Source organism: Nocardia elegans NBRC 108235 (assembly GCF_001612845.1).
GTDB classification, from domain to species: Bacteria; Actinomycetota; Actinomycetes; order Mycobacteriales; family Mycobacteriaceae; genus Nocardia; species Nocardia nova.
Genome location: NZ_BDBF01000057.1, coordinates 1 through 24755 on the forward strand (window position 1 = coordinate 1; position 24755 = coordinate 24755).

Annotated in this window: 23 protein-coding genes and 1 pseudogene; 10 read left to right on the forward strand and 14 right to left on the reverse strand. The window is 68.5% G+C overall.

Features of this window, described 5'->3' with window-relative positions; genetic code table 11:
• A partial coding sequence (locus NE2_RS36785) for a hypothetical protein (protein ID WP_218018690.1) occupies positions 1 to 427 on the reverse strand: 427 nt, incomplete at its 3' end.
• Positions 428 to 616: 189 nt separating this feature from the next.
• On the opposite strand from NE2_RS36785, the gene NE2_RS30195 reads away from it, so the two are divergent.
• Positions 617 to 1231 (forward strand): Rv0361 family membrane protein, encoded by a 615-nt coding sequence (locus tag NE2_RS30195; RefSeq protein ID WP_063031604.1) that lies wholly within the window; start codon positions 617 to 619, stop codon positions 1229 to 1231.
• A gap of 204 nt (positions 1232 to 1435) precedes the next feature.
• Complete coding sequence (locus NE2_RS30200; protein ID WP_063031606.1) at positions 1436 to 2479, forward strand: fused (3R)-hydroxyacyl-ACP dehydratase subunits HadA/HadB; 1044 nt, start codon at positions 1436 to 1438, stop codon at positions 2477 to 2479.
• A 16-nt stretch (positions 2480 to 2495) separates the two neighbouring features.
• On the opposite strand, the gene NE2_RS30205 is transcribed toward NE2_RS30200, so the two are convergent.
• From NE2_RS30205 to fbaA, 3 genes are all read right to left on the reverse strand, one after another.
• On the reverse strand, positions 2496 to 3983 hold the full coding sequence (locus tag NE2_RS30205) for a glycoside hydrolase family 183 protein (RefSeq protein WP_063031614.1): 1488 nt from the start codon (positions 3981 to 3983) through the stop codon (positions 2496 to 2498).
• Between the two features lie 131 nt (positions 3984 to 4114).
• Entirely contained in the window at positions 4115 to 5272 is a 1158-nt protein-coding gene (locus NE2_RS30210; RefSeq protein ID WP_233429922.1) for a BTAD domain-containing putative transcriptional regulator, read from the reverse strand.
• Positions 5273 to 5447: 175 nt separating this feature from the next.
• Complete coding sequence (gene fbaA / locus NE2_RS30215) at positions 5448 to 6485, reverse strand: class II fructose-bisphosphate aldolase (protein ID WP_030516652.1); 1038 nt, start codon at positions 6483 to 6485, stop codon at positions 5448 to 5450.
• A gap of 309 nt (positions 6486 to 6794) precedes the next feature.
• Between fbaA and NE2_RS30220 the strand changes: the two genes are divergently transcribed.
• Together NE2_RS30220 and NE2_RS30225 are read left to right on the forward strand one after the other, a co-directional pair.
• Positions 6795 to 7448: a DedA family protein gene (locus tag NE2_RS30220; protein WP_051756587.1), complete on the forward strand. Its 654-nt coding sequence runs from the start codon at positions 6795 to 6797 to the stop codon at positions 7446 to 7448.
• Positions 7445 to 8116, forward strand: a pseudogene (locus NE2_RS30225) (DedA family protein); the annotation flags it as partial. The gene NE2_RS30220 and the pseudogene NE2_RS30225, both read left to right, overlap by 4 nt.
• A 220-nt stretch (positions 8117 to 8336) precedes the next feature.
• Here NE2_RS30225 and NE2_RS30230 read toward each other — a convergent pair.
• Complete coding sequence (locus NE2_RS30230; RefSeq protein WP_084494434.1) at positions 8337 to 9533, reverse strand: glycoside hydrolase family 76 protein; 1197 nt, start codon at positions 9531 to 9533, stop codon at positions 8337 to 8339.
• Between the two features lie 100 nt (positions 9534 to 9633).
• Positions 9634 to 10623, reverse strand: a complete 990-nt coding sequence (locus tag NE2_RS30235) for a helix-turn-helix transcriptional regulator (RefSeq protein ID WP_063031618.1) — start codon at positions 10621 to 10623, stop codon at positions 9634 to 9636.
• Positions 10624 to 10683: 60 nt separating this feature from the next.
• On the opposite strand from NE2_RS30235, the gene NE2_RS30240 reads away from it, so the two are divergent.
• The gene (locus NE2_RS30240) at positions 10684 to 12912 is read left to right on the forward strand and encodes an ATP-binding cassette domain-containing protein (protein ID WP_063031620.1); all 2229 of its coding nucleotides are present in this window, start codon (positions 10684 to 10686) and stop codon (positions 12910 to 12912) included.
• On the opposite strand, the gene NE2_RS30245 is transcribed toward NE2_RS30240, so the two are convergent.
• A complete protein-coding gene (locus NE2_RS30245; RefSeq protein WP_063017312.1) occupies positions 12913 to 13617 on the reverse strand; it encodes a TrmH family RNA methyltransferase in 705 nt (234 codons plus the stop codon).
• Positions 13618 to 13724: 107 nt separating this feature from the next.
• On the opposite strand from NE2_RS30245, the gene NE2_RS30250 reads away from it, so the two are divergent.
• The 4 genes from NE2_RS30250 to NE2_RS30265 all read left to right on the forward strand — a co-directional run bounded on the left by NE2_RS30250 (position 13725) and on the right by NE2_RS30265 (position 17091).
• The gene (locus tag NE2_RS30250; RefSeq protein WP_228817714.1) at positions 13725 to 15128 is read left to right on the forward strand and encodes a sensor histidine kinase; all 1404 of its coding nucleotides are present in this window, start codon (positions 13725 to 13727) and stop codon (positions 15126 to 15128) included.
• The gene (locus tag NE2_RS30255) at positions 15125 to 15802 is read left to right on the forward strand and encodes a LuxR C-terminal-related transcriptional regulator (RefSeq protein ID WP_174554000.1); all 678 of its coding nucleotides are present in this window, start codon (positions 15125 to 15127) and stop codon (positions 15800 to 15802) included. The genes NE2_RS30250 and NE2_RS30255 overlap by 4 nt, the downstream gene beginning before the upstream one ends.
• Before the next feature lie 99 nt (positions 15803 to 15901).
• A complete protein-coding gene (locus tag NE2_RS30260; RefSeq protein WP_063031621.1) occupies positions 15902 to 16462 on the forward strand; it encodes a Uma2 family endonuclease in 561 nt (186 codons plus the stop codon).
• A gap of 182 nt (positions 16463 to 16644) precedes the next feature.
• Positions 16645 to 17091: a hypothetical protein gene (locus NE2_RS30265; RefSeq protein ID WP_062967790.1), complete on the forward strand. Its 447-nt coding sequence runs from the start codon at positions 16645 to 16647 to the stop codon at positions 17089 to 17091.
• Between the two features lie 36 nt (positions 17092 to 17127).
• On the opposite strand, the gene NE2_RS34580 is transcribed toward NE2_RS30265, so the two are convergent.
• From NE2_RS34580 to NE2_RS30295, 6 genes are all read right to left on the reverse strand, one after another.
• The gene (locus tag NE2_RS34580; protein ID WP_084494435.1) at positions 17128 to 17928 is read right to left on the reverse strand and encodes a lysoplasmalogenase family protein; all 801 of its coding nucleotides are present in this window, start codon (positions 17926 to 17928) and stop codon (positions 17128 to 17130) included.
• Between the two features lie 57 nt (positions 17929 to 17985).
• On the reverse strand, positions 17986 to 19044 hold the full coding sequence (locus NE2_RS30275) for a beta-ketoacyl-ACP synthase III (RefSeq protein WP_063017320.1): 1059 nt from the start codon (positions 19042 to 19044) through the stop codon (positions 17986 to 17988).
• Between the two features lie 69 nt (positions 19045 to 19113).
• Positions 19114 to 19659, reverse strand: coding sequence for an orotate phosphoribosyltransferase (gene pyrE / locus NE2_RS30280; RefSeq protein WP_030516665.1), 546 nt, complete (start codon positions 19657 to 19659; stop codon positions 19114 to 19116).
• A 6-nt stretch (positions 19660 to 19665) separates the two neighbouring features.
• Positions 19666 to 20487 (reverse strand): SDR family NAD(P)-dependent oxidoreductase, encoded by an 822-nt coding sequence (locus NE2_RS30285; protein WP_063031625.1) that lies wholly within the window; start codon positions 20485 to 20487, stop codon positions 19666 to 19668.
• A 69-nt stretch (positions 20488 to 20556) separates the two neighbouring features.
• A complete protein-coding gene (locus tag NE2_RS37350) occupies positions 20557 to 21915 on the reverse strand; it encodes a TtfA family protein (protein WP_063909523.1) in 1359 nt (452 codons plus the stop codon).
• 125 nt (positions 21916 to 22040) lie between these two features.
• The gene (locus tag NE2_RS30295) at positions 22041 to 22862 is read right to left on the reverse strand and encodes an alpha/beta fold hydrolase (protein WP_063031626.1); all 822 of its coding nucleotides are present in this window, start codon (positions 22860 to 22862) and stop codon (positions 22041 to 22043) included.
• A gap of 75 nt (positions 22863 to 22937) precedes the next feature.
• Between NE2_RS30295 and NE2_RS30300 the strand changes: the two genes are divergently transcribed.
• Positions 22938 to 23765: an AraC family transcriptional regulator gene (locus NE2_RS30300; protein ID WP_063031628.1), complete on the forward strand. Its 828-nt coding sequence runs from the start codon at positions 22938 to 22940 to the stop codon at positions 23763 to 23765.
• Positions 23766 to 23797: 32 nt separating this feature from the next.
• Here the strand turns inward: NE2_RS30300 and NE2_RS30305 are convergent, their stop codons facing one another.
• Complete coding sequence (locus tag NE2_RS30305; protein ID WP_063031630.1) at positions 23798 to 24682, reverse strand: DUF5666 domain-containing protein; 885 nt, start codon at positions 24680 to 24682, stop codon at positions 23798 to 23800.
• Positions 24683 to 24755 lie beyond the last annotated feature (73 nt).

A 24755-nucleotide genomic window follows, 5' to 3' on the forward strand; every position in this document is an offset into this window, starting at 1 on the left:
CGCACCGGGACAGGGGCGGACGAGCGGTTCCGGTGGACCGGGGCAGCAGGGCCCGGCAGGCGGCGCACCGGGGCAGGCTCCGGCGGGCGGCCCCGGTGGACCAGGGCAGCAAGGTCCGGGTCGACCGGGTCCGCAATCCGCTGCGAGCGGGCCGAACGCCCCGGGGCAGCAGGCTCCGGCTGGGCCGGGACAGGGACCCGGAGCCGGTCCGAACGGACCTGCTCAGCAGGGCCCCGGTGGCCCCGGCTCGCAGGGACGTGGACACGGTCCACAGCGTCCCGGCGGGCAGAACCCCCAGGGCCCGGGTGCGCAGGGGGCCGGGCGGCCGGGACCACAGGGTCCAGGTGCGCAGGGGCCAGGTCAGCAGGGTCCCGGCGCACAGGGTCCTGGCCAGCAGGGTCCCGGCGCACAGGGGCCAGGTGCACAAGGCCCGAAGGGGCCGGGTGCACAAAACCAAGGCGCGCAAGGCCCGGGAGCGCCCGGCCAGCAGCGTCCCGGTGGGCCGGGGCAGCTGGGAGCGGCGGCGGCACTCGGCGCACAGGGCCTGAAAGGTCCTGCGGCGCAAGGTGAACAAGGCCAGCGCCCCGGCGGCGCATCGTCACCCGCCGATACCAAGATGACAGCGCCGACGCTGTCCGCGCAGCCGGCCGGCCCGGGTGGACCGAACCGGCCGGGCGCACCGGGACAACCGGGCGCACCGGGCCAGCTGGGTGCACCGCGCCCGGTGGCGCAGCCGCAGCGGGTACCGGCGCCGGAACCTGGACCGGACGCCGCGCCGGGACAGCCCGCGCGCAGTAAGCGCTGGCTGCTGCTCGCCGGCGGCGCGGTCGTGGTGGTGATCGTCGCGATCGTGGCGGTGGTCGCACTCGTCACCGGCGGCTCCGACAATTCGCCGGAGGCACAGGTCAAGGGCGCGGTCAACAGCTACACCAACGCACTGGCGTCCGGAAACCTGAGTCAGCTGCAATCCGCGACGTGCGGCAAACTGCACGACTTCTACCAGAACATCGCGCCCGATCAGTACGCCGGCGTGCACAAGCTAGCGGTGGATCAGAAGAAGATCCCGAAGGTCGCGGGCGTGGACGGCGTCCAGATCACCGGGGACAAGGCCGTCGCTCAGGTCGACATCTACACCGATGCCGATCCGAGCCGCTCGACCGCCCGCACCTTCGATCTGCAACAGACCGACGGCGGCTGGAAGGTGTGCGATCCCGCCGGTGCCGCGCAGTAGACGCGCCGGAGTCGATGACGTGCGTCACCTTGGTGTCACATCGCGCCGCTTCCCGGCGATGCACGTCACAGACACCTGGTCAGCGGTCCGGTCCGCCGATAGCATGGCTCGGATTGTCACCCGCCGACCCTCCGCCGATCTGTTCCGGGGCGGTCGACCGGTGCTGTCGTTTACGCAGTATGAATCGAGCAGGGAGCAAGGGACATGCCGGAGCTGGCACCCGACGCGCCGGCATCCACGGCACTGGCCGGTCGGCATTACCGGATTCGGGACCGCTACGAAGTGGGCAGGGAGAAGGTCCGCGAATTCGCGCGGGCCGTGCAGAACCATCACCCCGCCCATCACTTCGAGGCCGACGCCGCCAAGCTCGGCTGGGATGCCGTCGTGGCGCCGCCGACCTTCGCCTCGGTGCTCGGCATGGCGACCACCCAGGCCCTGCTCGACAGCGTGCTCAGCGAATACGACCTGTCGCAGATTCTGCAGACCGACCAGGTCTTCCACATCCACCGCCCGATCCTGGCCGGCGACGCCCTGCGCAGCGAGGCGGAGATCGAATCGATCCGCCACCTGCGCGGAAACGATTTCATCACCGTGAAGGCCACCATCCTCGATGCCGAGGACACCGTCGTCCAGGTGGGTCTCACCACCATCGTGGCGCGCCTGGGCGCCGAGGTCGATGCCGATATCGTGCGGCTGGTCGAAGGTGTGGTCATGCATCGCCGGGAGGTCGGCGCGACCACCCCGGAGGTGCTGATCCCGATCGCCGCCGAGGAGGCCACCCCCGAACCCGGGGTCGCCGAATCGCGCAAGGACGTCACCGTCGAGACCCAGCCGAATTTCGACGATCTCGCGGTGGGCGACCAACTGCCCCCCGCCACGATGCGGCTCACCCGCGGCGATCTGGTCAACTACGCCGGTGTGGCGGGTGATCCCAACCCGATCCACTTCAGCGACCGCGCGGCCGAACTGGCCGGCCTGCCCACCGTGGTCGCGCACGGCATGCTCACCATGGGCCTGGGTGCGCAGTATCTGACCTCGTGGCTCGGAGATCCGGGAGCGATCGAAAGCTACAGTGTCCGCTTCTCCGGATACGTTCCGGTGGAACGCCATTCGCCGGCGCAGATCGACTTCTCCGCCAAGATCAAGTCGCTGGATCCGGAGCGTCGGGTCGCGACGATTCTGCTGAGCGCCACCTCGGCGGGTAAGAAGCTGTTCGGCCGCGCGCTGGCGGAGGTCCAACTGTCCTGAGCCGCCGGCTCGAGCGTCAGTCCAGCCGGGCGTGCATCAGGTAGACGTTGTAGTCGCTCCAGGTACTGACGGTGAAGTACAGATCCGAGGACGTCGACCACGGGTGGATGAATCCGCCGTAGAGTTCGGGATATTCGGCCGAGACGTGCACCAGCGGCGAACTCGGCGACCACAGACCCTGCGGCGTGTTCGATTCGCGCACGACGACCGCCGCCTTCGCGGTGTCGAGATAACTCATCTGCCAGACACCGCGAGCGTTGTCGTAACGCACCGACAGTTCGCCGGCCGGCCCGTCGACGATCGGTGTGGCGGAAGCGGCTCCGCCCACCGGAGTCCAGGTGCCGTCGCGCCAGTACTGGTAGGCGGAGGTGTCGAGCACGTGCTCCGTGGGCACCCGGGCGAGGCCGACCGAGCCGAGCCGCGTATTCGGCGTGCCGAACAGGTAGACGTAGTCGCCCTGCGGAACCATCGCCGACACCTGGAAATTCGCGAGGCCGAAGATGTTGTCCCAGTGCGCGTGCGGATCCCTGGTCCAGGTCTGCCCGTGGTCGTCGGAGTACGCGATACCGCCGTAGTTGGTGTAGAAGGTGCCCGGCAGGCTGTTCCACGTCCGAATCGACATGTAGCTCATGAACTGCCGGATGCCGTCGGCCGAACCTCGATGCGGCAGCGCGAAACCGGAGGTCGGAATCGTGGTGATCTCGATATTGTCCTTCTTGCGACTGGCGAGCACTTCGGCGGCGTGACAGCGATCGTCGGTGACCATGCGGTCGATGATCATGCCCTTGCCGAGGTCGCGATTCGTGCTGAAGGCGAGCAGATTGCTGCGCCAGTCCTCGCCCATCCCACCCGGCGGGTGGAACCCGTGCCCGACGGTGTCGCCGAAGGCCGTCGCGATCTCCCCCGGCGCGCTCTCCCACATGATGCCCAGGTCGGTCCCGTTGACCTGCCAGCGCTTGTCGGTGCGGTTCACCGAATTCGCGCCGGTCTCCTTGGCCACCTCGCGGACCTGACTCACCCTCGGCGCCGGCCGCGCGGCCACCGCCGGCCCCGGTTCGGTCGGCGGTGCGGCTCGCGGCGGCGGAGGCGGCCCGGGTTCGGGCGAGGGTCCCGGCGGCAGCGCGAAATAGAACGGCTTCGGCTTCAGCAGCACCTCCGGCACGCCGAGCCGGTTCAGCAGACCGGGCGCGGGCGGCGGGCCGTCGGTGAGATCCGGGCACGGGCTGACGCACGGATCGACCGGCAGCTGCACGCTCGTGCGCTTCGGTATCGCGGGTGGCGGTGGTTGATCGACGGTCACCACCGGATACGGGATCGGCACCTCGAGGGTCTTCGGCACCACCGGCTCGTGCACGGGGACGGGGTCGGTGGCACACGGCCCCGTACCGGGAACCGTTGCCGCCGAACCGGTCCCGGGTTCGGCGACGGCAGATCCGGGCAGCCCCACCAGCAGTCCGGCACTCAGCAACACCACTGCGGCCGAAGCCGGCACGCGCACACGCATCAGCAACCTCTCGGACCGATCGATTTCCCCTACCCGCGACCTCATCCCGCGGACGGCACCCGCGCCGACCCTACCCGGGAAACGCCCTGGAACGGCGGTTATCGAGCAACCGCCGGTGTGTTCGGCGCGACCTACTCGGTGTCCGCCTCGAAACTCAGCACCGTCGAACCGATCCGGATGAGTTCCCCGCCGAACAGCATGGTGCCGCTGTCGACGACCTCGTCGTCGACGTAGATGCCGTTGGCCGAGGCCAGATCCTTGATCAGCATCCCGGCCCGGCTGGGCAGCACGTGCGCGTGATAGCGGCTGACCTTCGGATCGTCGAGGATCAGATCGTTGTCGGTCATGCGGCCGATCTTCAAGCCGCCCTTGGCAATCGGTATCACCCGGCCGTCCGCCAGCCGCAGCCGTCCGGCGCGGGCGCTGCGCGGGGTTTCGGTGACGGTTTCGGTCATCGCCTTGGCCATCCGCTCGACCTGGGCGATGGCCATCGTATTGAGCGGTTCCTGCCGCAGGACGCGTTTCTCCAGTTCGACCAGCGCCGGCCCGGGATCGATCCCGAGTTCGTCGGCGAGAACAGCCCGGACCCGGCGGCAGGCCTCCAGCGCGTCGGCCTGGCGGCCGGACAGATACAACGCGGTGATGAGCTGCACCCACAGCGGTTCCCGCATCGGATGCTCGTTCGTCATCGCCACCAGTTCGCCGACCACCGAAGAGGCGCGGCCGCAGGCGATTTCGGCATCGATGCGGGCGGAGGCGACAAGCAGGCGTTCCTCGTCCATCGCGGTGGCGAAGGTGTCGGCGAAGCGGGTGCCGGACAGATCGTCGAGCGCTCTACCGCTCCACTGTTCCAGTGCCGCACCGTACAGCCGCGACGCGCTCTCGTGGTCGCCCGCCGCGCCGGCCTCGATCGCGGCCTTGCGGGTGGCCTCGAATCGGCCCAGATCGCATTCGTCGTCGGTGATGTCGAGCCGGTAGCCGGAGGATTCGGTGCGCAGCACCGTTGCCGGGTCGACTCCCGAATTACGCAGCGCCTTACGAATATTGGAGACGAATACCTGCAGACTCGCCTGATAGGAATCCGGCGGCTCCTCGTTCCAGACGATATCGGCCAGCGCCTGCGACGAGACGGCACGCCGCCGGTTGACCGCCAGCGCGGCCAGCAGCGCTCGCGGCTTGGGTCCGCCCACGGGTACGGCCGTGCCGCCGACCGAGAGTTGTACGGGCCCGAGCACGCGGACGTCGAGACCGGTGGGCGGAATGGATTGGGGGCCGGTCGGATTGCTCACCGGTCCAGCGCCTCGTGTCGTCCGGATTCTCGGCACAGTGTCCATCTGCTCACGGAGAAGATCATCTCGCGCCCTTCCGGCTGGGACAACCCGCCGTCACGGTGGCGGCCGCGAACGCCGAGGGTGCGCCGCCCACCGGACGACGCACCCTCGATCCGTTCCGCTGCGGGAACTACTACTTCGCGCTGACCGACTTGCCGGCCGAACGCAGGTCGTTGCAGGCCTCGATGACCCGCTCGGCCATCGAGGTCTCGGCCTTCTTGAGGTAGCTGCGCGGGTCGTAGGTCTTCTTGTTGCCGACCTCGCCGTCGATCTTCAGCACACCGTCGTAGTTGGTGAACATGTGCGCCGCGATCGGACGGGTGAAGGCGTACTGGGTGTCGGTGTCGACGTTCATCTTCACCACGCCGTACTTCAGCGAGTCGTCGATCTCCGACTTCAGCGAGCCCGAGCCGCCGTGGAAGACGAAGTCGAACGGCTTCGCGCCGTCGCCCAGGCCGAGCTTGGCCGCGGCCACGCGCTGGCCCTCGGCCAGCACCTCGGGCTTGAGCACCACGTTGCCCGGCTTGTAGACGCCGTGCACGTTGCCGAAGGTGGCGGCGAGCAGATACTTGCCGTTCTCACCGGCGCCCAGGGCGTCGATCGTCTTGGCGAAGTCCTCGGACGAGGTGTAGAGCTTCTCGTTGATCTCGGCCTCGACACCGTCCTCTTCACCGCCGACGACACCGATCTCGACCTCGAGAATGATGTTCGCCGCGGCGGCCTGCTTCAGCAGTTCCTTGGCGATCTCGAGGTTCTCGTCGATCGGGATGGCCGAGCCGTCCCACATGTGGGACTGGAACAGCGGGTTCTGCCCGGCCTTGACCCGCTCCTGCGAGATGGCCAGCAGCGGACGGACGAAGCCGTCCAGCTTGTCCTTGGGGCAGTGGTCGGTGTGCAGCGCGATCGTCACGTCGTACTTGGCTGCCACCACATGAGCGAACTCCGCCAGCGCGACCGCACCGGTGACCATGTCCTTCACACCCTGGCCGGAACCGAATTCGGCGCCGCCGGTGGAGAACTGGATGATGCCGTCACTGCCGGCCTCGGCGAACCCGCGGATGGCCGCGTTGATGGTCTCCGAGGAGGTGCAGTTGATCGCGGGGAAGGCGAAGGAGTTCTCTTTGGCCCGACCGAGCATCTCGGCGTAGACCTCCGGAGTCGCGATGGGCACTGAGTGACCTCCGTATGTGTGCTGCGAACAACAATTCTGTCAGCCCATACCCTAAGTTCATGGCCCGTTGTCGCGAAAGGCGGCCCGGGATCGGGAGTGCTTGCGGCGGACTTGCCGGGCCGGGCGCGCACCCGCGTCGACCGCCGGGAGCGGTCCGAAACTCGGTTGACCGAAATTCGCCAACGCCTGAGAGGTTCCCGTGAGGTTCGGTGAGATCGCACGGTGACCGGTACTGTGGGGCCCGTGACCACGCTGGCCATCACGAACACTCTCGCCGACGGATTCTCCGTCCACAAGCTGCTCGACCCCATGTATCTGCTGACGGATACCTGGATGTCGAATGCGGTGCTGCCGGCCATCCTGGTCATCGTCTTCATCGAGACCGGGCTGCTGTTCCCGATCCTGCCGGGCGATTCGCTGCTGTTCACCGGCGGCCTGCTCGCGGCGCTCGAACATCCGCCGGTGTCGATCTGGGTGCTCGTTCCGGCGGTGGCGGTGACCGCGATCGCGGGCGATCAGTGCGCCTACTGGATCGGCCGGGCCATCGGGCCGGCGCTGTTCCACAAGGAGGATGGGCGCTTCTTCAAACAGCGCTACATCACCGAGACGCACGCCTTCTTCGAGAAGTACGGTCCGAAGACGATCATCCTGGCGCGCTTCGTGCCGATCGTGCGGACCTTCATGCCGGTGCTCGCGGGCGTGTCGAAAATGGATTACCGGAAATTCCTCACGTTCGACATCATCGGTGGCATTCTGTGGGCCGGCGGCATCACGGTCCTCGGATACTTCCTGGGGAACGTCGGGTTCATTCGCGATCACGTCGAGGCCATCTTCCTGCTGATCGTGTTCGTCTCGATCCTGCCCGCCATCATCTCCGTGGCGAAGAAGCTGCGTAACCACGAGCCGGTGCTCGAGATCGAGGAGCCCACGATGTCCGTACCGACGAACGAACCCACGCACTGACACCATTGCCTGCTACGCCGTTACCCCTTGCACTGGGCGGATTCGATCCGCTGCAGTCCGCCGGGCCGGCACTCGTCTGGACCGTCGTCCTGGTCTTCGTCTTCCTCGAGTGCGCGGTGATCATCGGCCTGTTCCTGCCCGGCGATTCGATGCTGCTGACCGCCGGCATCATCTTCGCCTCACACGAGACCGGGCATACGCAGGTGTGGGCGCTGGTGGTGGCGACCATGCTCGCCGCTATCGCAGGTAACCAGGTGGGGTACGTGATCGGCACGCGCACCGGCCATCGCCTGATCGCCCGTAAGAACGGCAAATACGTCAACGCCGAGAATCTGGCCCGGGTATCGGATCTGCTGCACCGGCACGGGTTCGTGGCGGTGCTCATCGCCCGCTGGATTCCGTGGGTACGCACGCTGTGCCCGCTGGTCGCCGGGGCAGCCGGGATGGACCACCGCCGCTACACCGTGGCCAGTTCGATCGGCGCGGTGATCTGGGCGCCGATTCTGCTGCTGCTCGGCTACTACACCGGCGGCTACCTGAACAAGGTGTCCTGGCTGATGCCGACCGTGAGCGGCTCGCTGGTCGTGGTGCTGATCATCGGCACGATCATCGGCCTGCGGCAGTACCGCGCGGAGATGTCGCGTCCGGCCGAGGACTTCGATGTCGAACTCGAATCCAACGGCCAGACCTTCGACGCCCAGGGCTTCGACCGGGCGGCTTTCGATTCGGACGCCCTCGACACGCTGCCGCTCGAGATCCGGACCGCCGACTATCCGGACACCGTGCCGCTGCGCACCGTCCGCCCGGAGCGCACGGCCACCGCGGCGCCCGCGCGCATCGTGTGGACCGATCCCCGGCACTGATCTGGCCTGGGGCCGCCGGCGCCCGCTAGAGTCCGGCGGCCGTCACCACGTGTGCGGCCTCCATCAACATCCAGCCCGACAGCTGCACCGACAGATCTCGTTCCGGTGTCCGCGACGAGGTGACCGAACCACCCGGGGTAGACCGGGCCGCCCCGGCGGTGCCGCCCGGCAGCCGAGCCGGTTCGTTCCAGTCGTGGCCGAACAGCGGATCGCCCTCGACCGCGAGCCGATGGTCCCAGGCGGCGCGGGCCGAGGCCTTCACGATCGCGGCGGCCGAGCGACGGGCCGAGCGTTGCGCAACCTCGTCTCCGGGCAGCATGATCGCCACCAGCGCGAGATAGCGGGCCAGGATCCCGTTGAACAGACCACCGTCCCCGCCGCCCCCGCCGGTGACGACATTCCGTTCCGTCATCCCATCCTCGACCGCGCGGAGCAATCGCTGCACGCGCTCGAGGTGACGAACATCTCCGGTCCGGGCCGCCAGTTCGGTTTCCAGCCCGAGGACCACGCCCTGGCAGTAGCTGAAGGTCGGCCGTTCGATCCGGCCCGAGGGCAGGTGGATGCCGTCGAGGATCAACCCTGTTTCCGGATCGCGCAGGGTGGCATCGATCCAGTCGGCGATCTGCGCGGCCCGCTCGTGATGCCCCAGGCGCGCGAGCGCGATGGCGACCGGGCCGTTGGCGGGAGCGTTGAAGTAGTCGGAGCCCTTACGCCACGGCACCGCGCCGATCTCCGGCTGCCATCCCGCCATGAGTTGCTGCTCGAGCGCGATCAGCCCGCCGCGCACCTCGGTGATGCCCCGGGTGCGTTCGGCCCGCTCCAAAGCGAGTGCGAGCCAAGCCATATCGTCGTAGTAGTTGTTGGTCCAGCCGGTGATGTTGCGCAGCCGGTGGGCATGCGCGATGGCTGCGATGCGTCCGGTGCGGGCCGGGGTGGCCTCCCGGTCGGCGGCATCGATCGCGCAGTCGACGAGATGAGCCTGCCACCAGTAGTTCCAGCTGAAGAACAGCCGTTCCGCGGTGGTCGCGGGCCAGCCCACCACACCCAGCTCGGCCCCCGGCAGCAGCCACAGCCGACGCAGATGCCGGGACACGATGGCCGATTCCGCCGCATCGGCTCGCTGTGCCCAGATATCGGCGCCCGGCTCGGCAGCGGAATCGACTCGTGCGCGCCCCCGCCGCAGATGCGGACGCGGTTGCACGTCGTCGCTCCGCGAGTTCATGGGTACATCGTGCCAGTCCGAGCCCCGATTTCGCGCCCGATTTGTTACGCGATCGACTCGTGTTCGCGACGTGCCGAGTCGGCCCGGCACGCGCGGCGTGTCAGCCCGGTTCCACGACGGCGGACGCGCGTTCCATACGTGCTGCGAGAGCGCGACAGCGGTCGCGGAACGCGGGCGGCTCCTCGATCACGAAATCGGCGTCGAGGAACGCGAGATTGAGTACCAGCCATTCGAACGAATCCACCCATGTGGTGATCCGGCAGCGCTGCGGTCCGCGCGACTCGATATCGCAGTCCTGGAATTTCAGGATGTCGGCCACCGCCGTGGCCGCAGCCTCCACGGTGACGACCGCGCGATGCCGCCCGGCGGTGAGTTCGCGCCGGAGATAGCCCGCGGCCGTCTCGGCCGGTAGCGGGCGCGGCTCGAAAAAGGTTCCGGTAGCGGCGATATCGGCGATCCGATCCAGGCGGAAGGTGCGCCAATCTCCACGATCGCGGTCCCAGGCGAGCAGATACCAGCGTAGATGCTGATACACCTGCCGATACGGTTCGACCCGGCGCCGGGCGAGCACGCCGGTGCGGGTGCGGTAGTCGAAGACGAGGCGTTCGTGTTCGGCCGCGGCCCTGGCCACGAGCGCCAGCACCGCCGCGTCGACCGCGGGTGCCGCGACCGCCGCCGTCTCCACCGTCGCCCGCACCGCGTTCGCCCGGCCCCGCAACCGCTTCGGCAGCAACTGGTCGATCTTGCCGAAGGCGCGCAGGGCGGCGGCGCCGATATCCGACGAGCCCTGGTGCTCCCCCTGGCTGTGCGGTTCCGACGTCGCCGCGAGCATGCCGAGGGCGACGATGGTGGCGATGGCCTCGTCGTCGTCGAAGACCAGCGGCGGGAGGATGCGGCCGGCGGCGAGTTGGTAGAAGCCGCCGGGGCCGGGTTGGGTGGCGACCGGATAGCCATATTCGCGCAGCCGCTCGACATCGCGGCGCACGGTGCGCGGGCTGGTCTCCAGGCGGGCGGCCAGTTCGGCGCCGGTGTAGCGGCGGCCGGTCTGCAGATAAGCGAGCAGATCGAGCAGGCGGCGAGTGGCGCTCATGACTCCATCCTCCGGCAATTGCGGTCAGAACCTGGCCACATCTGTCCCTAGCGTCGAGATATGACTTCGATCCGCATTCGCGCAGCGCGTACCAACAACCTGAAAAGTGTGGATATCGATGTGCCGCGGGGCCGGCTGGTGGTGTTCGCCGGGGTGTCCGGTTCGGGCAAATCGTCGCTGGTTTTCGACACCATCGCGGCCGAGGCGGGATATCAGGTCAACGAGACCTATCCGCCGTTCGTGCGCAATCGGCTGCCGCGGTGGACGCGTCCGGAGGTGGACCTGATCGACGGCCTCTCGCCGGTGGTGGTGATCGATCAGAAGCGGCTCGGCGGCAACGCCCGTTCGACGGTCGGCACCATTACCGATGCGTACACCTATCTGCGGCTGTTGTTCTCCCGTATCGGGCAGCCGTACGTCGGGGAATCCAATCACTTCTCGTTCAACGATCCGGCCGGAATGTGCCCGGCCTGTTCCGGTCTCGGCGAAACGCTGGTTCCCGATCTGGAGCAGGTGCTCGAACCGGATCTCTCGCTGGAGCAGGGCGCGATCCGATTGCCCGGCTTCGCCGCCGGTCAGTACTGGTACCGCCGCTACGCCGAACTCGGAGCCTTCGATGCGACCGTGCCGCTGCGGGAATGGTCGCCCGCCGAACGCGACGCACTGCTGCACGGCGGGCCCGCGGCCGCGGCCCTGCGGCCGAGTCCGCCGAAGGATTACGAAGGCGTGATCGAGCTGTTCGAGCGGGTGTATCTGCACACCTCCGACAACCTGTCCGAACGCAAACAGGCTGTGCTGCAGCGGTTCACCCGCTCGGGACCGTGTCCGGAATGCGACGGGCAACGGTTGAATCCGGCGGCCCGCTCGGCGCGGGTGCTCGACCGAACCATCGTCGAGATGAGCCGGATGGAGATCGGCGAACTCGCCCAGCTGATCACCGAGGTGCGCGCCCCCGAGATGGTTTCGGTGGTGTCCGCGTTGCACGAGCGGCTCCGCGCCCTCGCCCACATCGGGCTCGGTTACCTGTCGCTGTCGCGTCCGACGACGACGCTGTCCGGCGGAGAATCGCAGCGCATCAAGACCGTTCGCCATCTCGGCAGCAGTCTCACCGAAATGCTCTACGTCTTCGACGAACCCACCGTCGGATTGCATCCGCACGATGTGCGGCCGATGACCGAACTGCTGAAATCGTTGCGGGACAAGGGCAACAGCGTTCTGGTGGTCGAACACGATCCGGATGTGATGCGGGTGGCCGACCATATCGTCGAGGTGGGCCCGGGGGCCGGAGCCGAGGGCGGGCGGATCGTGTTCACCGGCGACTTCGAGCGGTTGGCGACCGTTGATACCCCTACCGGGCAGGCGTTGCGGATCCGGCGGACCGGCCGCCCACCGCGGGTGCCGACCGGAAAACTGCGTATCGACAACGCGACTCGCAACAATCTGCGCGACATCTCGGTCGACATCGCGACCGGTGTGCTGACCGTGCTCACCGGCGTCGCGGGTTCGGGTAAATCCAGTCTGGCCGCGGAACTGGTGCAGCGGCATCCGGCCACCGTGGTCGATCAGCGTCCGGTCGGCACCAACCGGCGTTCCACGCCGCTCACCTACGCCGGGATCGCCGGCGCGGTGCGCACGATGTTCGCGAAGCGCCATGGCGTGAGTGCCGCCCTGTTCAGCGCGAATTCCGAGGGAGCCTGCCCGGTGTGCGAGGGCGCCGGTGTGATCTACACCGACCTGGCGTTCATGGACGGTCAGGAAACGGTGTGCTCGGCGTGCGGCGGACGCCGGTTCACCGATCGGGTGCTCGGTTACACCGTCGACGGCCTGACCATCGCCGATATCGACGATCTGACCATCGCGGAGGCGATGCGGCGACTGCCCGCGGTCGCGCGGGGTCTGCGGCATCTCGACGAGGTCGGACTCGGATATCTGCGGCTCGGGCAGTCGCTGACCACGCTGTCCGGCGGGGAATGTCAGCGGCTGAAGATCGCCAGGGAACTCGCGCGCGGCGACCGGCACACCCTCTATGTCCTCGACGAGCCGACGACGGGGCTGCACCTGCGCGATATCGATACGCTGATCCAGCTGTTCGACCATCTGATCGACCGGGGCAATACCGTGGTCGTCATCGAACACAATCTCGACGTCGTCCGCGCGGCCGACCGGGTGATCGACCTCGGGCCGGGCCCCGGCCGGCACGGCGGCCGGATCGTCTTCCAGGGCACTCCGGAGGAACTGCTGCGCTGCCGCGAATCCGCGACGGCCGCGGCACTGCGTGATTCCCGATGATCACCAAGAACGTTCGAGGTCCGCGTGCTGAGTTATCCACGCGTGCATGGCGATTCCGGCGGCGACCCCCGCGTTGATGCTGCGGGTCGAGCCGAACTGCGCGATCGATACCGTCATGACCGCGGCCCGTTTGGCGGCCTCGGTGACGCCCGGACCCTCCTGGCCGAACAGGAGCAGGCAATCACGCGGCAGCGCAGCGGTTTCCAGCGGCACCGAACCCGGCACGTTGTCGACGGCCACCACGGTGAGATTCTCGCGCTCGGCGAACTCCAGCAGTTCGGCGATATCGCTGTGGTGCACGATGTGCTGATACCGGTCGGTCACCATGGCGCCGCGCCGATTCCAGCGGCGGCGTCCGACGATATGGACCGCCGCCGCGGCGAAGGCATTCGCGGTGCGAACCACCGTGCCGATATTGGCGTCGTGCCCGAAATTCTCGATCGCGATGTGGAACGGATGGCGACGGCTATCGATATCGGCGACGATCGCCGCGCGCGACCAGTACCGGTAGGCGTCGACCACGTTGCGGCGGTCGCCGTGCGCCAGCAGTTCCGGGTCCAGACGCGGATCGTCCGGCGGTTCGGTGCCGAATTCGTCGCGCCACGGGCCCACGCCGTGCGGATGTTCACCCCATTCGGTCGGGCCCGGCACATCGCCGTCCGATGGGTCGGGCAGCGGCTGGAGCGGGTGATTCACGCCGGTCATCGTAGCCGCGCCCGGTACCGTCGGATCCGATGGTGGTGCTGTCCACACCGTCGATTCGCCGGTCTGCTCCCTCGCTGCGCGGATCGGCTCCGACCAGCATGGAAGCTATGACCGAAACACTCGCCGAACCGACGCTCGTACTCGACCGTCCGGACTCGCGCCCGACCGCCGGGTCGGTGCTGCGGGCGATCCTGCGTGCCCCGTTCCAGGCACGCACCTGGAAAGAGCTGGCCTACCTGGTCGTCGCCGCGATTCTGGGCTGTCTGGTGCTGGCCTATCTGTTCGTCGGCTACGGCGTCGGGCTCTACAGTTCGATCCTGATCATCGGCGCTCCGCTGCTGGCCGGGGTGCTGCTGGGCGGCCGGATCTGGGGACGGGTCTACCGGGCCGTGGGTGCCGCGCTACTGTCCGCCGATCTGCCGGCGCCGCCGAATTTCGCCGCCCGGCCGGGACTGGTGGGCTGGTTCCGCAGCGTCTTCACCGATCGCACCGCATGGCGGGCACTGGCCTTCCTGGTCGCCGAGGCGGTCCTCGGGGTGTTCGTCGGATACGTGGTGCTGACCGTGATCGCGGTGACCGTCTTCACCGCGATCTCCCCCATCCCGTGGGCGGTTTTCCACCCCGTCAACGTGGATCCGCAAGGGCGCGAACATCATTCGATGGCGCAGTTCGGCGACTACTACATCGACACCTGGCCGCGCGTACTCGGTCTGGCGGCACTGGGCGTCATCGGCTGCTTCCTGCTGCCGTGGCTCGTGCGCGCGGTGTGCTGGGCGCATCGCGGACTGATGCTGGTGCTGCTGACACCGACCGCGGGCGATCGGCGGATGGTCGAACTGCAGGAGAGCCGGCGCGTCGCGGTCGAGGATTCCGCGGCGACGCTGCGGCGGCTGGAACGCGATCTGCACGACGGCACCCAGGCACGGCTGGTGAGTATCGCGATGACGCTGGGGCGTGCCGAGGAACGACTCGCCGCGGGCGCCGACCCGGCCGCGCTCATCGCCGATGCCCGGGCGAGCTCGAAGGATGCCATCGCCGAGCTGCGGGAACTGGTGCGCGGCATCCATCCCCCCGCGCTCGAACTGGGACTGGAACCGGCGCTGGAGACACTGACCGCACGTTGTGCGATACCGGTCGAACTGCGCGTCCACCTGCCGCAGCGGCCCAGTCCGGCGATCGAGGCGATCGCGTATTTCTCGGTCGCGGAACTGCTCACCAACGTAGTGAAGCATTCGGGGGCGACCGCGGCGTGGGTGTCCGTCGCGCCGGCGGGCGCCGCGACGATGATGGTGAGCGTGCGCGACAACGGTCACGGTGGGGTGCGACAGCCCGGTCCGGTGGGAGGCGAATCCGAGGCCGGGGCCGATGCGCCGACCGAGCGGCTGGTCGGCGGTGGTCTGGCCGGTCTCGCCGCACGGGCGCGCTCCGTCGACGGCAACCTGACCGTCGACAGCCCGGTCGGAGGGCCCACCAATATCACCGTCACCCTGCCGATCGCGGGCCCGCAATGAGTACGGCCGAGGCCGGCCGCACCGCCGACGCCCTGCGGATCGTGATCGCCGAGGACAGCGCGATCCTGCGGGACGGTCTGGCCGGACTGCTCACCGATCGCGGTCACGAGATCGTGGCCATGGTCGGCGATGCGATCCGGCTGAGCGAGATCGTGGCCGAAACCCGTCCCGACGTCGCCGTGGTCGACGTACGGATGCCGCCCTCGTTCACCGACGAAGGTCTGCTCGCCGCCATCGAACTGCGCCGGAAATTCCCCGCCACCGGAGTGCTCGTATTCTCTCAATGGGTCGAAACCCGTTATGCCACCGAACTTCTCGCCGGCGGCGCGGGCGGTGTCGGCTACCTGCTCAAGGACCGGGTAGCCGACGTCCGCGAATTCGTCGACGCGCTGCAGCGCGTCGCCACCGGCGGTACGGCCCTCGACCCCGAGGTGGTGAGCCAGCTGTTCGGCGCTGCCCGGCAACAGGATTCGCTCGCCCGCCTCACCCCGCGCGAACGCGAAGTCCTGGAACTGATGGCCCAGGGCCTCACCAACGCCTCCATCGCCACCACCCTCACCGTGACCGAACGCGCGGTGGAAAAACACATCGGCAACATCTTCCTGAAGTTGGACCTCCCCCCGTCCGACACCCACCACCGCCGGGTCATGGCGGTGCTGCGCCTGCGGGGATAGCGCGGCGGCAGCGGCTCGCCGCCGGACTGCCCGGAGCTGTCGGTCAGCTGTGGAACACTGAGTGGACCAGGGCAAACGAGAGGAGGTGAGCACGTGGTTATGTATTGGCCCGATCGTCTACTGACGATGGCGGACTGGGAGGCGCTGCCGGAGGACAACAGCCGTAGCTACGAGCTCGTGGAGGGGCTACTCGTCGTGTCACCGAGGCCGGTGTCGAAACATCAACGAGCGATGTGGCGCTCTGCCGCACAGCTGGAGCCACAACTGCCCCCGGCGTTCGGCGTCCTGACCGAGACCGAGGTTGTCATCGACCCGGTCGCTCCCCCGACTATCCGAGTCCCGGATCTCATCGTCGTCCCCGAGGCCGGAATCGAGACCAACCCGCGCTGGAATGCCGACGAGGTCTTGCTGGCGGTGGAGATTCTCTCCCCTGGCTCACGGCGCACCGACCGTGTCACCAAGTTCGCCGAATACGCCGAGGCCGGGATCGAGCACTACTGGCTCGTCGACCTCGACGCTCCGACAACACTCACCGGCTATCGATGGGTCGACGACTACTACGAGCTGGTCGCAGACACGCGATCGACGGTTCGAATCGACGTGACCGGCACTCCCGTCACCCTCGATCTGTCCGCGCTGACCGAATCCCGATCCGAGTAGCCGCGGCCAGCGGTAACGGGCGGATATGCGGCGGTGACGCGGGTGGCGGACTCGCGCGGTGAGCTGGAGACCACCGGTCTCGGTGGGGTGGCCGAAACGTGTCTGTCCGTTATGCGCTATGCGGGCGGGGTGGGAGTGGTGGGGCTTATTCTTGAGGTATCCGCGGGGTGGTGGAGGCGGTTATGGACCACGTACGCATTCTTCGGACCGTGCTCGGGGTGACGGTCGGGTATGTGATCGTGCTCGGGGTCTGGCTGGGGTGGGTGCATCAGCACACGCCGCCGGGGACCGAGCCGTATCAGATCATGGCGATGGTGGGGGCGTTCGGGTCGTGTGTGGGGATCGGGATGTTACTGGCGCAGCGGCCGTCGCGGTCGGATCGGCGGTTGTTGCGGCACGGGCTGGAGGGGTGGGCGACCATCGAGCGGGTGCACCCGCTGCAGTACACGGATCACCACACGGAACTGACCGAACTCGATCTGGAGCTGACCGTTCCCGGTTCGGAAACCTATCGGGGCACGGTCGTTTTCGACGTCGCACCGATCGATCGGCCGAGAATGCATGTGGGCGAGACGATTTCGATCCGGGTGGATCCGGCCGACCGCGATCGGATCATGCTCTGCCTGTGAGCATCCGGCCGCGCGGTCGCGCGATGGCGGTGGGGTTCAGTCGAAGTGGGTCGGCGCGGTCAGCAGGTACTGGGCACCGGCATAGGTCGCGAGAATGACGGCCTCGCTCGCACGGCGCGACCGTGTCGTCCGAGCGAAGAGGCGACGCAGCACGATCATGCCGTCGGAGAGTGTGAACAACAGCGCGCCCAGAGCCAGGCGGCTGCGCGGGTCGCTTCCCGGAACCACGGTTCCCGCAACGACTTTCGCGCCGGGAGCCAGGGCCGGATCGGAGGCGAGAGTCGCCGCCGTACCCAGCGTCGCACCGTAGGCGGTCAGCGGCGCGGCGATGCGGGGCGCGCGCGCCCGCAACAGCATGGCGGCGCCCAGCCACGCGAAGAGCCGGGGCGCCGCGACCATCGGCTGCGGCCGCGCACCGCGCCGCCACCACAGCGCCGAGTATCCGCACTGCATGACCGCGAAGGCCGAAGCGCCCGCGACCAGACGGCGGTCGTCGTCGGGATCTATCAGGAGTACGTCGCCGACGGTGGCCGCCGCCAGCGACCCGAGCAGAAGAGCCCGATCGGACTGCGACGATCCCCGGTCACCCGTCGCGCGAGCAGGCTCGGCGTTGCCATGGCCGGCCGACTCGGAGGCGTGCTCGCCCCCTCGCCGGTCCGCCTCACCAGCGGAGACCTCACCGGCGCTGGACGCGCGCCCGGCCTGGATCGCATCGGCCGCCAGCAGGGGCATGAGCAGCGGCTTCGTCGCCCACTGCCACCGGTCCCGCCCGGTGGCCGCGCCGAGGACGGTGATCACCGCGGCACCCACGTACGCAGCACGGAACGGTCGCGCCATTCGGAATCTCCTCATCAATCCACGACGACGGTGGACCGGTGCGACGGTCGCGGCCGGTCAGAAACTGGGTTCGATCGGCTTGGGCGGGAGGGTGACCACCTGCCCGGCGTAGCTCAGCCCGGCGCCGAAGCCGAGCAGCAGGGCCAGCTGTCCGCCCTTGGCCTTACCGGTCACCAGCATCTCCTCCATGGCCAGCGGGATGGAGGCGGCGGAGGTGTTGCCGGTGTTCTCGATGTCGTTGGCCATCGGGATGTCGTCGGCGAGGCCGAGGTTCTTCTTCATCAGTTCGTTGATGCGCGCATTGGCCTGATGCGGCACGAAGACCTCGATATCCTCCTTGGCCACGCCCGACACCTCCAGCGCGGTCGACAGGGCGCGGGGCAGAGTGACTGCGGCCCAACGGAATACGCGCGGCCCCTCCATCCGCAGCGCCATCCGGCCCACCGGCTCCACCTCGGGATCGGTGCCCTGCAGTCGCTCCGCCCGGTCCATGTAGTCGAAGAAGTTGACGTCCTGGGAGATCGCCTCGGCGCTCTCCCCGTCGCTGCCCCACACCGTCGGGGAGATGCCGTTGACGTCGCTCGGGCCGACCACGACCGCACCGGCGCCGTCGCCGAAGATCATGGCGGTGCCGCGGTCGGTCGGGTCCAGGCCGACCGTCATGGTTTCCGCGCCGATCACCAGCACGTATTCGGCGGAACCGGCCCGGATCAGATCGGCCGCCACACCGAGGGCGTAGCCGAATCCGCCGCAACCGGAGGTGAGGTCGAAGGCCGGGATGCCGTTCATCCCGAGATCGAAGGCCACCGAGGGCGCACCGTGCGGGGTGAGCTTGAGCCAGCTGGAGGTAGCCAGAATCAGCGCGCTGATCTTGCTGCGATCGATACCGCTGTTGATGACGGCCCGCTCCCCGGCGGCCGCCGACATGGAGCGCAGGGTCTCGTCACCGCTGATCCAGCGACGATTGCGGATGCCGGTGCGCTCGAAGATCCACTCCGGGGTGGAATCGAGAACCTCGCAGACGTCGGCGTTGCTGACGACACGCTTCGGCCGGTATGCCCCGATGCCGAGCATCGCAACATTCTTGCGACCCTCGTTGATTGCAATGCTCACCACAGGAGACTCACTCGACCCTTCACGCTGTCGTACATAAGACCAGCGTCCAGGCTAACCCAGGCCCAAATATCACCCCAGAGCCAGATCCTTCAGGCCCAGAATGGAGCGGTACTCCAGTCCCTCCTCGGCAATCACCTGGTCGGCGCCGGTCTCGCGATCGACCACGGTGGCGACGCCGACCACGGTCGCACCGGCCTCGCGCAGTGCCCGGACTGCGGTCAGCGGCGAATTGCCGGTGGTCGTGGTGTCCTCGACGACCAGCACACGCTTACCGGAGATTTCCGGCCCCTCGATCTGGCGCTGCATGCCGTGCGTCTTGGCGGCCTTGCGCACCACGAACGCGTTCAGCGGGCGACCGGGGGCGTGCAGCATCGCCAGCGCCACCGGATCCGCGCCCATGGTGAGCCCGCCGACGGCGTCGAACTCCCAGTCCGACACCAGCTCTCGCAGCAGGGTGCCGATCAGCGGCGCCGCCTGATGATGCAGGGTCGCCCGGCGCAGATCGACGTAGTAGTCGGCCTCCTTACCGGAGGACAGGGTCACCCGGCCGTGCACGACGGCGAGCTCCCGGACCAGCTCGGCCAATCTGTCGCGGTCGGTGGTGGATTCGATCATGTGGGTTTATGTCCTTCCCCGTGCGTTGAACATGCCTCGGTTGAGCCGGGTCACCAGATTCCGCGGGATCAGCCCGGCGACGGTGGTGAGCACCTTGTACTGCACCCCGGGCACACTGATCACCCGGTCCTTCTCCAAATCCTGCAGCGAACCGGACACCACCTGATCGACATCGAGCCACATCGGCTTCGGTAGCGACGACATCTCGATTCCGGCACGCTCGTGAAATTCCGTGTGCACGAATCCCGGGCACAGCGCCTGCACCCGGACCCCGGTCCCGGCCAGTCCGCCGGCCAGGCCCTCGGTCAAGGATATGACGTAGGCCTTGGAGGCCGAATAGGTCGAGCCGCGGCCCGGTACCAGCCCGGCCACACTGGCGACATTGACCACCGAACCCTTGGCGGCGGCGATCATCGGCGGCAGTGCGGCACGCGTCAATTGCAGCACCGCGGTGACGTTGACATCCAGTTGGGCCTGCAATTCCCGCGGATCCACGGTCCAGAACTCACCCGAGATACCGAATCCGGCATTGTTGACCAGGAAGTCCACGCCCTCGCCGAGCCGCCCGGCGACGGTGTCGCGGTCCTGCTCGCGCGCCAGATCCGCGGCCAGGATCTCGCTGCGGGTATCGAAGCGGTGCTGCAATTCCGAGGCGAGGGCGGTCAGGCGTTGCTCGTCGCGCGCCACCAGCACCAGGTCGTAGCCGAGGGAAGCCAGGCGGGTGGCGTAGCCCTGGCCGATACCGGAGGTCGGTCCGGTCACCAGGGCGACCGGACGGGTGGCACCGGGGAGGCGTGCGGCCCCCGGGTCTGCGGGGCTATCGGTCATGGGTCGTCAACCACCTAGTGTCGGGCGGATAATCCCGGTGCCCGGACACCGGTTCGCGAACCGGACCGGTCACCGCGGTGCGGGGCCCTGATAGGGACGGAACCCCGGATGGAACGGACCGCCCGGCCGCGGCGGCAGCTCGTCCTCGGCCTGCGGTTCGTCGGAATCCGCTGCGGCCGAATCGTTTTCCTCGCCCTCGAGGAATTCCTCGGCGGGCGGCCAGTTACGGCGGACCCGGTTGCGGGGATCCGGCACCACCGCGAGCGCCGGGCGACGCGGCGGCTGCTGCTCGGACTCGCCAGCGAGATCGCCGACCGGCGCGGCGATCACACCGGACTCGCGGTCCGCCGAATCGGATGCCGGGCGTTCGCCGGAGTTACGGGTGTCGCCGGGGCGAGTGTCGCCGGGGCGGGGGCCGGCCGGTGCGTCGGTGCCACCGCGAGCGATGTTTCCGCGGTCGATGCCGTCCACGTTCTCGTGCGCGAACCGGCTGCGGCCGCCGGGGGCTGCGCCGTCCCGGGGCCCGGACGCGCGCTCGTCACGCACATCGTGGTCGTCGTCGAATCGGTCGCCTGGACCTTGCTCGTCGTCGAATCCGTCATCGAACTCGTCGTCTTCGAAGCGCTCGAACCGGTCGCCGTAATCCTGATCGCGGAAGCCGCGGTCGGCCCGGTCGTCGTAGCTCTGGTCCCGATAGCCCTGGTCCCCATAGCCCTGCTCGCGGTAGCCCTGGTCGGCTTCACCGGGTTCCTCGGCATTCGGGCGCGGACGAACGGGATCGTGCTGATCGGATTCCAGGCGGCCGCGGTCGCCACCGGCCACCGGCGGCAGCACGTGCAGCAGACCCGAGAGCCGCAGCACGGCATCGATCGCGGCCTCCCAATCCTTGGCCGCGGTGCCGACCGGCAACATGCCCAGCGTCCAGTTGCCCTCACTCCACAACTGCTGCACGGTGTGCGGCAGCGTTTCGATGAAGTGGACCATCCGCTGGTCGACGGCGTGGCGAGCGACGTCCGGATTGGTGGCGAAGACCACGCGGTCGCCGATCGCGCCGAGCAGTTCCAGATCGGCGTCCTTGGGCGGGGCGGCGGTTTTCAGGCGCAGGTCGATATCGATGTCGGAGCCGATCTGGCGGCGCACGGCGACCAGCGTCGCGGCGTCCTCCAGATCGAACAGGACGAACTTCTCGCCCTTGCGATTACCGGAAACCACATCGATCGCGGACAGATACCCCAGTTTGGCCATCGCGCCCCGCCGCCATGTCGATGCCAGCGAAGGTTCGACCGAAACGTAGGTGTATCCCTGGGATTTGGCCCAGACCTGCCGTACGTGTCCGGTCCGCTGCCGCTGCACGCGATCGAAATACAGCAGTACGATCGCACCTACCAGTGCGATCGCCGCGAGGCCGAACCAGATTGCTGCTGTCATCGCACCTGAGTCTAGTGGGTTCGGGTGCAATTGCTCGCGCCCGTTCGTCCCGCGGTTCGCGCCTGCCTTCCGACGTCACGCCCCCGAGCGGGCACGGCGAAGGCGCCGCACCCGCGGCGTCGCACTCATCGCGTGGGTGCGGTTGTCGAAACTCGTTGTGGGGCATCGCAGACCACCGCATCGAGGAAGGTGCGCAGCAGCGCGGCGACCGCGGCGGGGTGGGTCACGGGCGGGGTGTGCGCGACACCGTCCAGCAATTCCAGCGGCCCCGCGGCGGGTAGCGCGGCGGCGAGGGCAGCGCCGGACGCAGCGGGAATGGGCAGGTCGGCACCGCCGTGGACGACCAACGCCGGGGCGGTGATCTCGGCGAGGCGGCCGGCGATTCCGTCGGCGCCCATCAGCACCCCGACCGCGCGAGCGAGTCGATCGGCAGGCTGCCGTCGTATCCGGGCCAGCCAATGCTCGACCGCCGCGACGTCACCCAGCAGCAGATCGAGAACCGCGCCCCCGGTCGCCTCGACCGCACCGGCGGCGAAACCGTCCCGGATGCGAGCCATTTGTTCCAGCGCCGGACCGGGGAACGGATCCGCGGCGGTATCGATGAGTGTCAAGCTCCGAATACGTGCCGGGGCCAGCAGTGCCGCCCGCAGCGCGGTGAATCCGCCCTGCGAGTGACCGACGATGTGAGCGGCCGGCACGTCGAGCGCGTCGAGGACGCTCAGAGCGTCGCGCGCGGCGTCCCAATAGGTGAAGGGCAGACCGTCGTCCTCGGTATCGCCGTGCAGCCGGAAATCGAAGCGGATGCGGCGGTAGCCGGAGAGGTTCGAGACGACGCCGTCCCACATGGTCGAGTCCATGAGGTTGCCGTGCAGGAAGAGTATGGCCGGGCCGGTGCCGCCGGAGTCGCGGAGATGGAAGCGCCGGCTTCGGGTGGAAAGGGTGTTCATCGTGCTCCGTTCTGGTCGGATATCTCCATCCCACTCCGCTCAGGACGCCACGACGAGGTAGTTTTACGACCGGTTATGGTCGAAACAGGTCAACACGTACTCGGCGTCGGCTACGCACCCGCTGCTGCGGGCCGTGCGGTCGAGTCGCGGCGCCTCCCGGACGTTTTCGGGGGCGTGGTGCGGCACCGGCCGGTTCGCCCGGATTTCCACGTCGTCGGTGTGATCACCGGTGGCGCGGGCCGGCATGCCGTCGACTTCCGCCCGGACGATCTGGCCGCGGGCACGGTGTTCTGGTTGCGGCCCGGGCAGGTTCATCAGGTGCTCGATGCCGACCGGCTGCACGGAACGGCGATCCTGTTCACCCCCGACGTCCTCGCCCCCGGCCATCGGGTCGCGGCGTTCGCCGACGATCCGGTCCGGCCGAGCCGATGGGCGATGGATCCGCGAGATCCGCTCGTCACGACCGCACTGCGACATCTGGAATTGGTGCTCGCCGCGCCCTCCTGCGCTCGCGATATCGCCGACGCACTCCGCTTGGCGCTCACCCCGCTCGTGGCCGCGGCGCCGGGCGTCGCATCGGACAACGGGCCGGTGTCCGCGGTCTTCGCGCGTTTCGCGGCGGCGGTCGAAGCCGAATTTCCTCGGCGGCATCGGGTCGGCGACTACGAGCGGGCCGTGCACGCCGGCACCAAGACCATCGACCGGTCGGTGCGCCGGGCCCGCGGTATCAGCGCGAAGCGGTATCTCGACGAGCGACTGGCGCTGGAAGCCCGCCGCCGCCTGGCCACCACCGACGTCACCGTCGCAGCGCTGGCGCGCGAACTCGGTTTCTCCGAGGCCACCAACTTCGTGAAGTTCTACCGCCGCATGACCGGCACGACCCCCGCCTCCGCGCGGCAGTGACGACGATCCCGCCGCGGCGATGCGGAGGCGGATTACCTCGGCAACTGGGTGCTGATGATGATCTTCGCCTTGATGGACCCGTCCGGGTTCTTGTCCCCCTGCACGACCACCATGTCGCCCTGTTTCAGATCGGAGACCTTCCCGGATCCCATCGAGATCACCTGGGTCTGCGCGTCCGTGTGCACGGTGACCGAGTTGCCCAGCAGCGACTGCAGCATGATGGTCGTTCCGTCGTTGCTGTTCACGGTCCCCATGGTCGCCCCGAGACCGTCGATGTCGCCGAGGCCCGGTAGCTGCGGGAGGCTGGGTTGCGCGCCGCCGGACGGGTTCGGCGGGACGACCGGTACGCGCGTCGGCGCGGGCCGGCCGGTGGCGGCCGCATCGGAGGACGAGGAGTCGTTGCCGGCGAGCAGCAGGCCCGCGGCGATGCCGCCGAGGACCACGAGGACGAAGACGGCCGCGGTCAGCGCGATCCACAGGCCGGTGCGGTGGCGGCGCGGCGGTTCGACGGGCAGTCCGGTCGGGCCGACCGCTCCCTGCGGGCCGGTGGGGCCGGGGGCGCCGGAACCGTAAGGGGGGTATCCGCCCGGTTCGCTGTACCCGGATTCGTAGGCGCCCCATTGGCTGTCGTAGGGCGGAAGTTCTCGGGTCGCGTTCGGGCCGGGCGATTGTTCGAAGTACCGGCCCTCATATTCGGGATGGGACGGGAATTCGTAGGGCGCGGTCTGTTCGTAGGGCCCGGGATGTCCGTAGGGGCGAGTGCTCTCGTACGGCTCGGGGCTCTGACCGTACGCTTCCGAGTATTCCGTCGTGTGGTTGGCGCCGTCGTCCGGATGCCGGCCCGACGCGCCGAGCTTCTCGGTCGGCGTATCGGGTGAATCCGGACGCTGCGCCCACGGGTCGCTCGGATTCGTCATGCTCACCAGGGTAGGTGCAGATCGGCGTTGCTTCAGCGAAGTGCGACAACCTCGGAAACCTGAGCGGGCGGAA

Excerpts from the sequence above, each read along its gene's own strand:
- NE2_RS30255 (WP_174554000.1), top strand. The coding sequence starts at position 15,125 with ATGAGTACGGCCGAGGCCGGCCGCACCGCCGACGCCCTGCGGATCGTG.
- NE2_RS30205 (WP_063031614.1), bottom strand. The coding sequence starts at position 3,983 with ATGCGTGTGCGCGTGCCGGCTTCGGCCGCAGTGGTGTTGCTGAGTGCC.
- NE2_RS30250 (WP_228817714.1), top strand. The coding sequence starts at position 13,725 with ATGACCGAAACACTCGCCGAACCGACGCTCGTACTCGACCGTCCGGAC.
- NE2_RS30230 (WP_084494434.1), bottom strand. The coding sequence starts at position 9,533 with ATGAACTCGCGGAGCGACGACGTGCAACCGCGTCCGCATCTGCGGCGG.
- NE2_RS37350 (WP_063909523.1), bottom strand. The coding sequence starts at position 21,915 with ATGACAGCAGCAATCTGGTTCGGCCTCGCGGCGATCGCACTGGTAGGT.
- NE2_RS30260 (WP_063031621.1), top strand. The coding sequence starts at position 15,902 with ATGTATTGGCCCGATCGTCTACTGACGATGGCGGACTGGGAGGCGCTG.
- NE2_RS30305 (WP_063031630.1), bottom strand. The coding sequence starts at position 24,682 with ATGACGAATCCGAGCGACCCGTGGGCGCAGCGTCCGGATTCACCCGAT.
- NE2_RS30240 (WP_063031620.1), top strand. The coding sequence starts at position 10,684 with ATGACTTCGATCCGCATTCGCGCAGCGCGTACCAACAACCTGAAAAGT.
- NE2_RS34580 (WP_084494435.1), bottom strand. The coding sequence starts at position 17,928 with ATGGCGCGACCGTTCCGTGCTGCGTACGTGGGTGCCGCGGTGATCACC.
- NE2_RS30235 (WP_063031618.1), bottom strand. The coding sequence starts at position 10,623 with ATGAGCGCCACTCGCCGCCTGCTCGATCTGCTCGCTTATCTGCAGACC.
- NE2_RS30285 (WP_063031625.1), bottom strand. The coding sequence starts at position 20,487 with ATGACCGATAGCCCCGCAGACCCGGGGGCCGCACGCCTCCCCGGTGCC.
- NE2_RS30220 (WP_051756587.1), top strand. The coding sequence starts at position 6,795 with ATGTATCTGCTGACGGATACCTGGATGTCGAATGCGGTGCTGCCGGCC.
- NE2_RS30300 (WP_063031628.1), top strand. The coding sequence starts at position 22,938 with ATGGTCGAAACAGGTCAACACGTACTCGGCGTCGGCTACGCACCCGCT.
- pyrE (WP_030516665.1), bottom strand. The coding sequence starts at position 19,659 with ATGATCGAATCCACCACCGACCGCGACAGATTGGCCGAGCTGGTCCGG.
- NE2_RS30295 (WP_063031626.1), bottom strand. The coding sequence starts at position 22,862 with ATGAACACCCTTTCCACCCGAAGCCGGCGCTTCCATCTCCGCGACTCC.
- NE2_RS30195 (WP_063031604.1), top strand. The coding sequence starts at position 617 with ATGACAGCGCCGACGCTGTCCGCGCAGCCGGCCGGCCCGGGTGGACCG.
- NE2_RS30265 (WP_062967790.1), top strand. The coding sequence starts at position 16,645 with ATGGACCACGTACGCATTCTTCGGACCGTGCTCGGGGTGACGGTCGGG.
- NE2_RS30245 (WP_063017312.1), bottom strand. The coding sequence starts at position 13,617 with ATGACCGGCGTGAATCACCCGCTCCAGCCGCTGCCCGACCCATCGGAC.
- NE2_RS30200 (WP_063031606.1), top strand. The coding sequence starts at position 1,436 with ATGCCGGAGCTGGCACCCGACGCGCCGGCATCCACGGCACTGGCCGGT.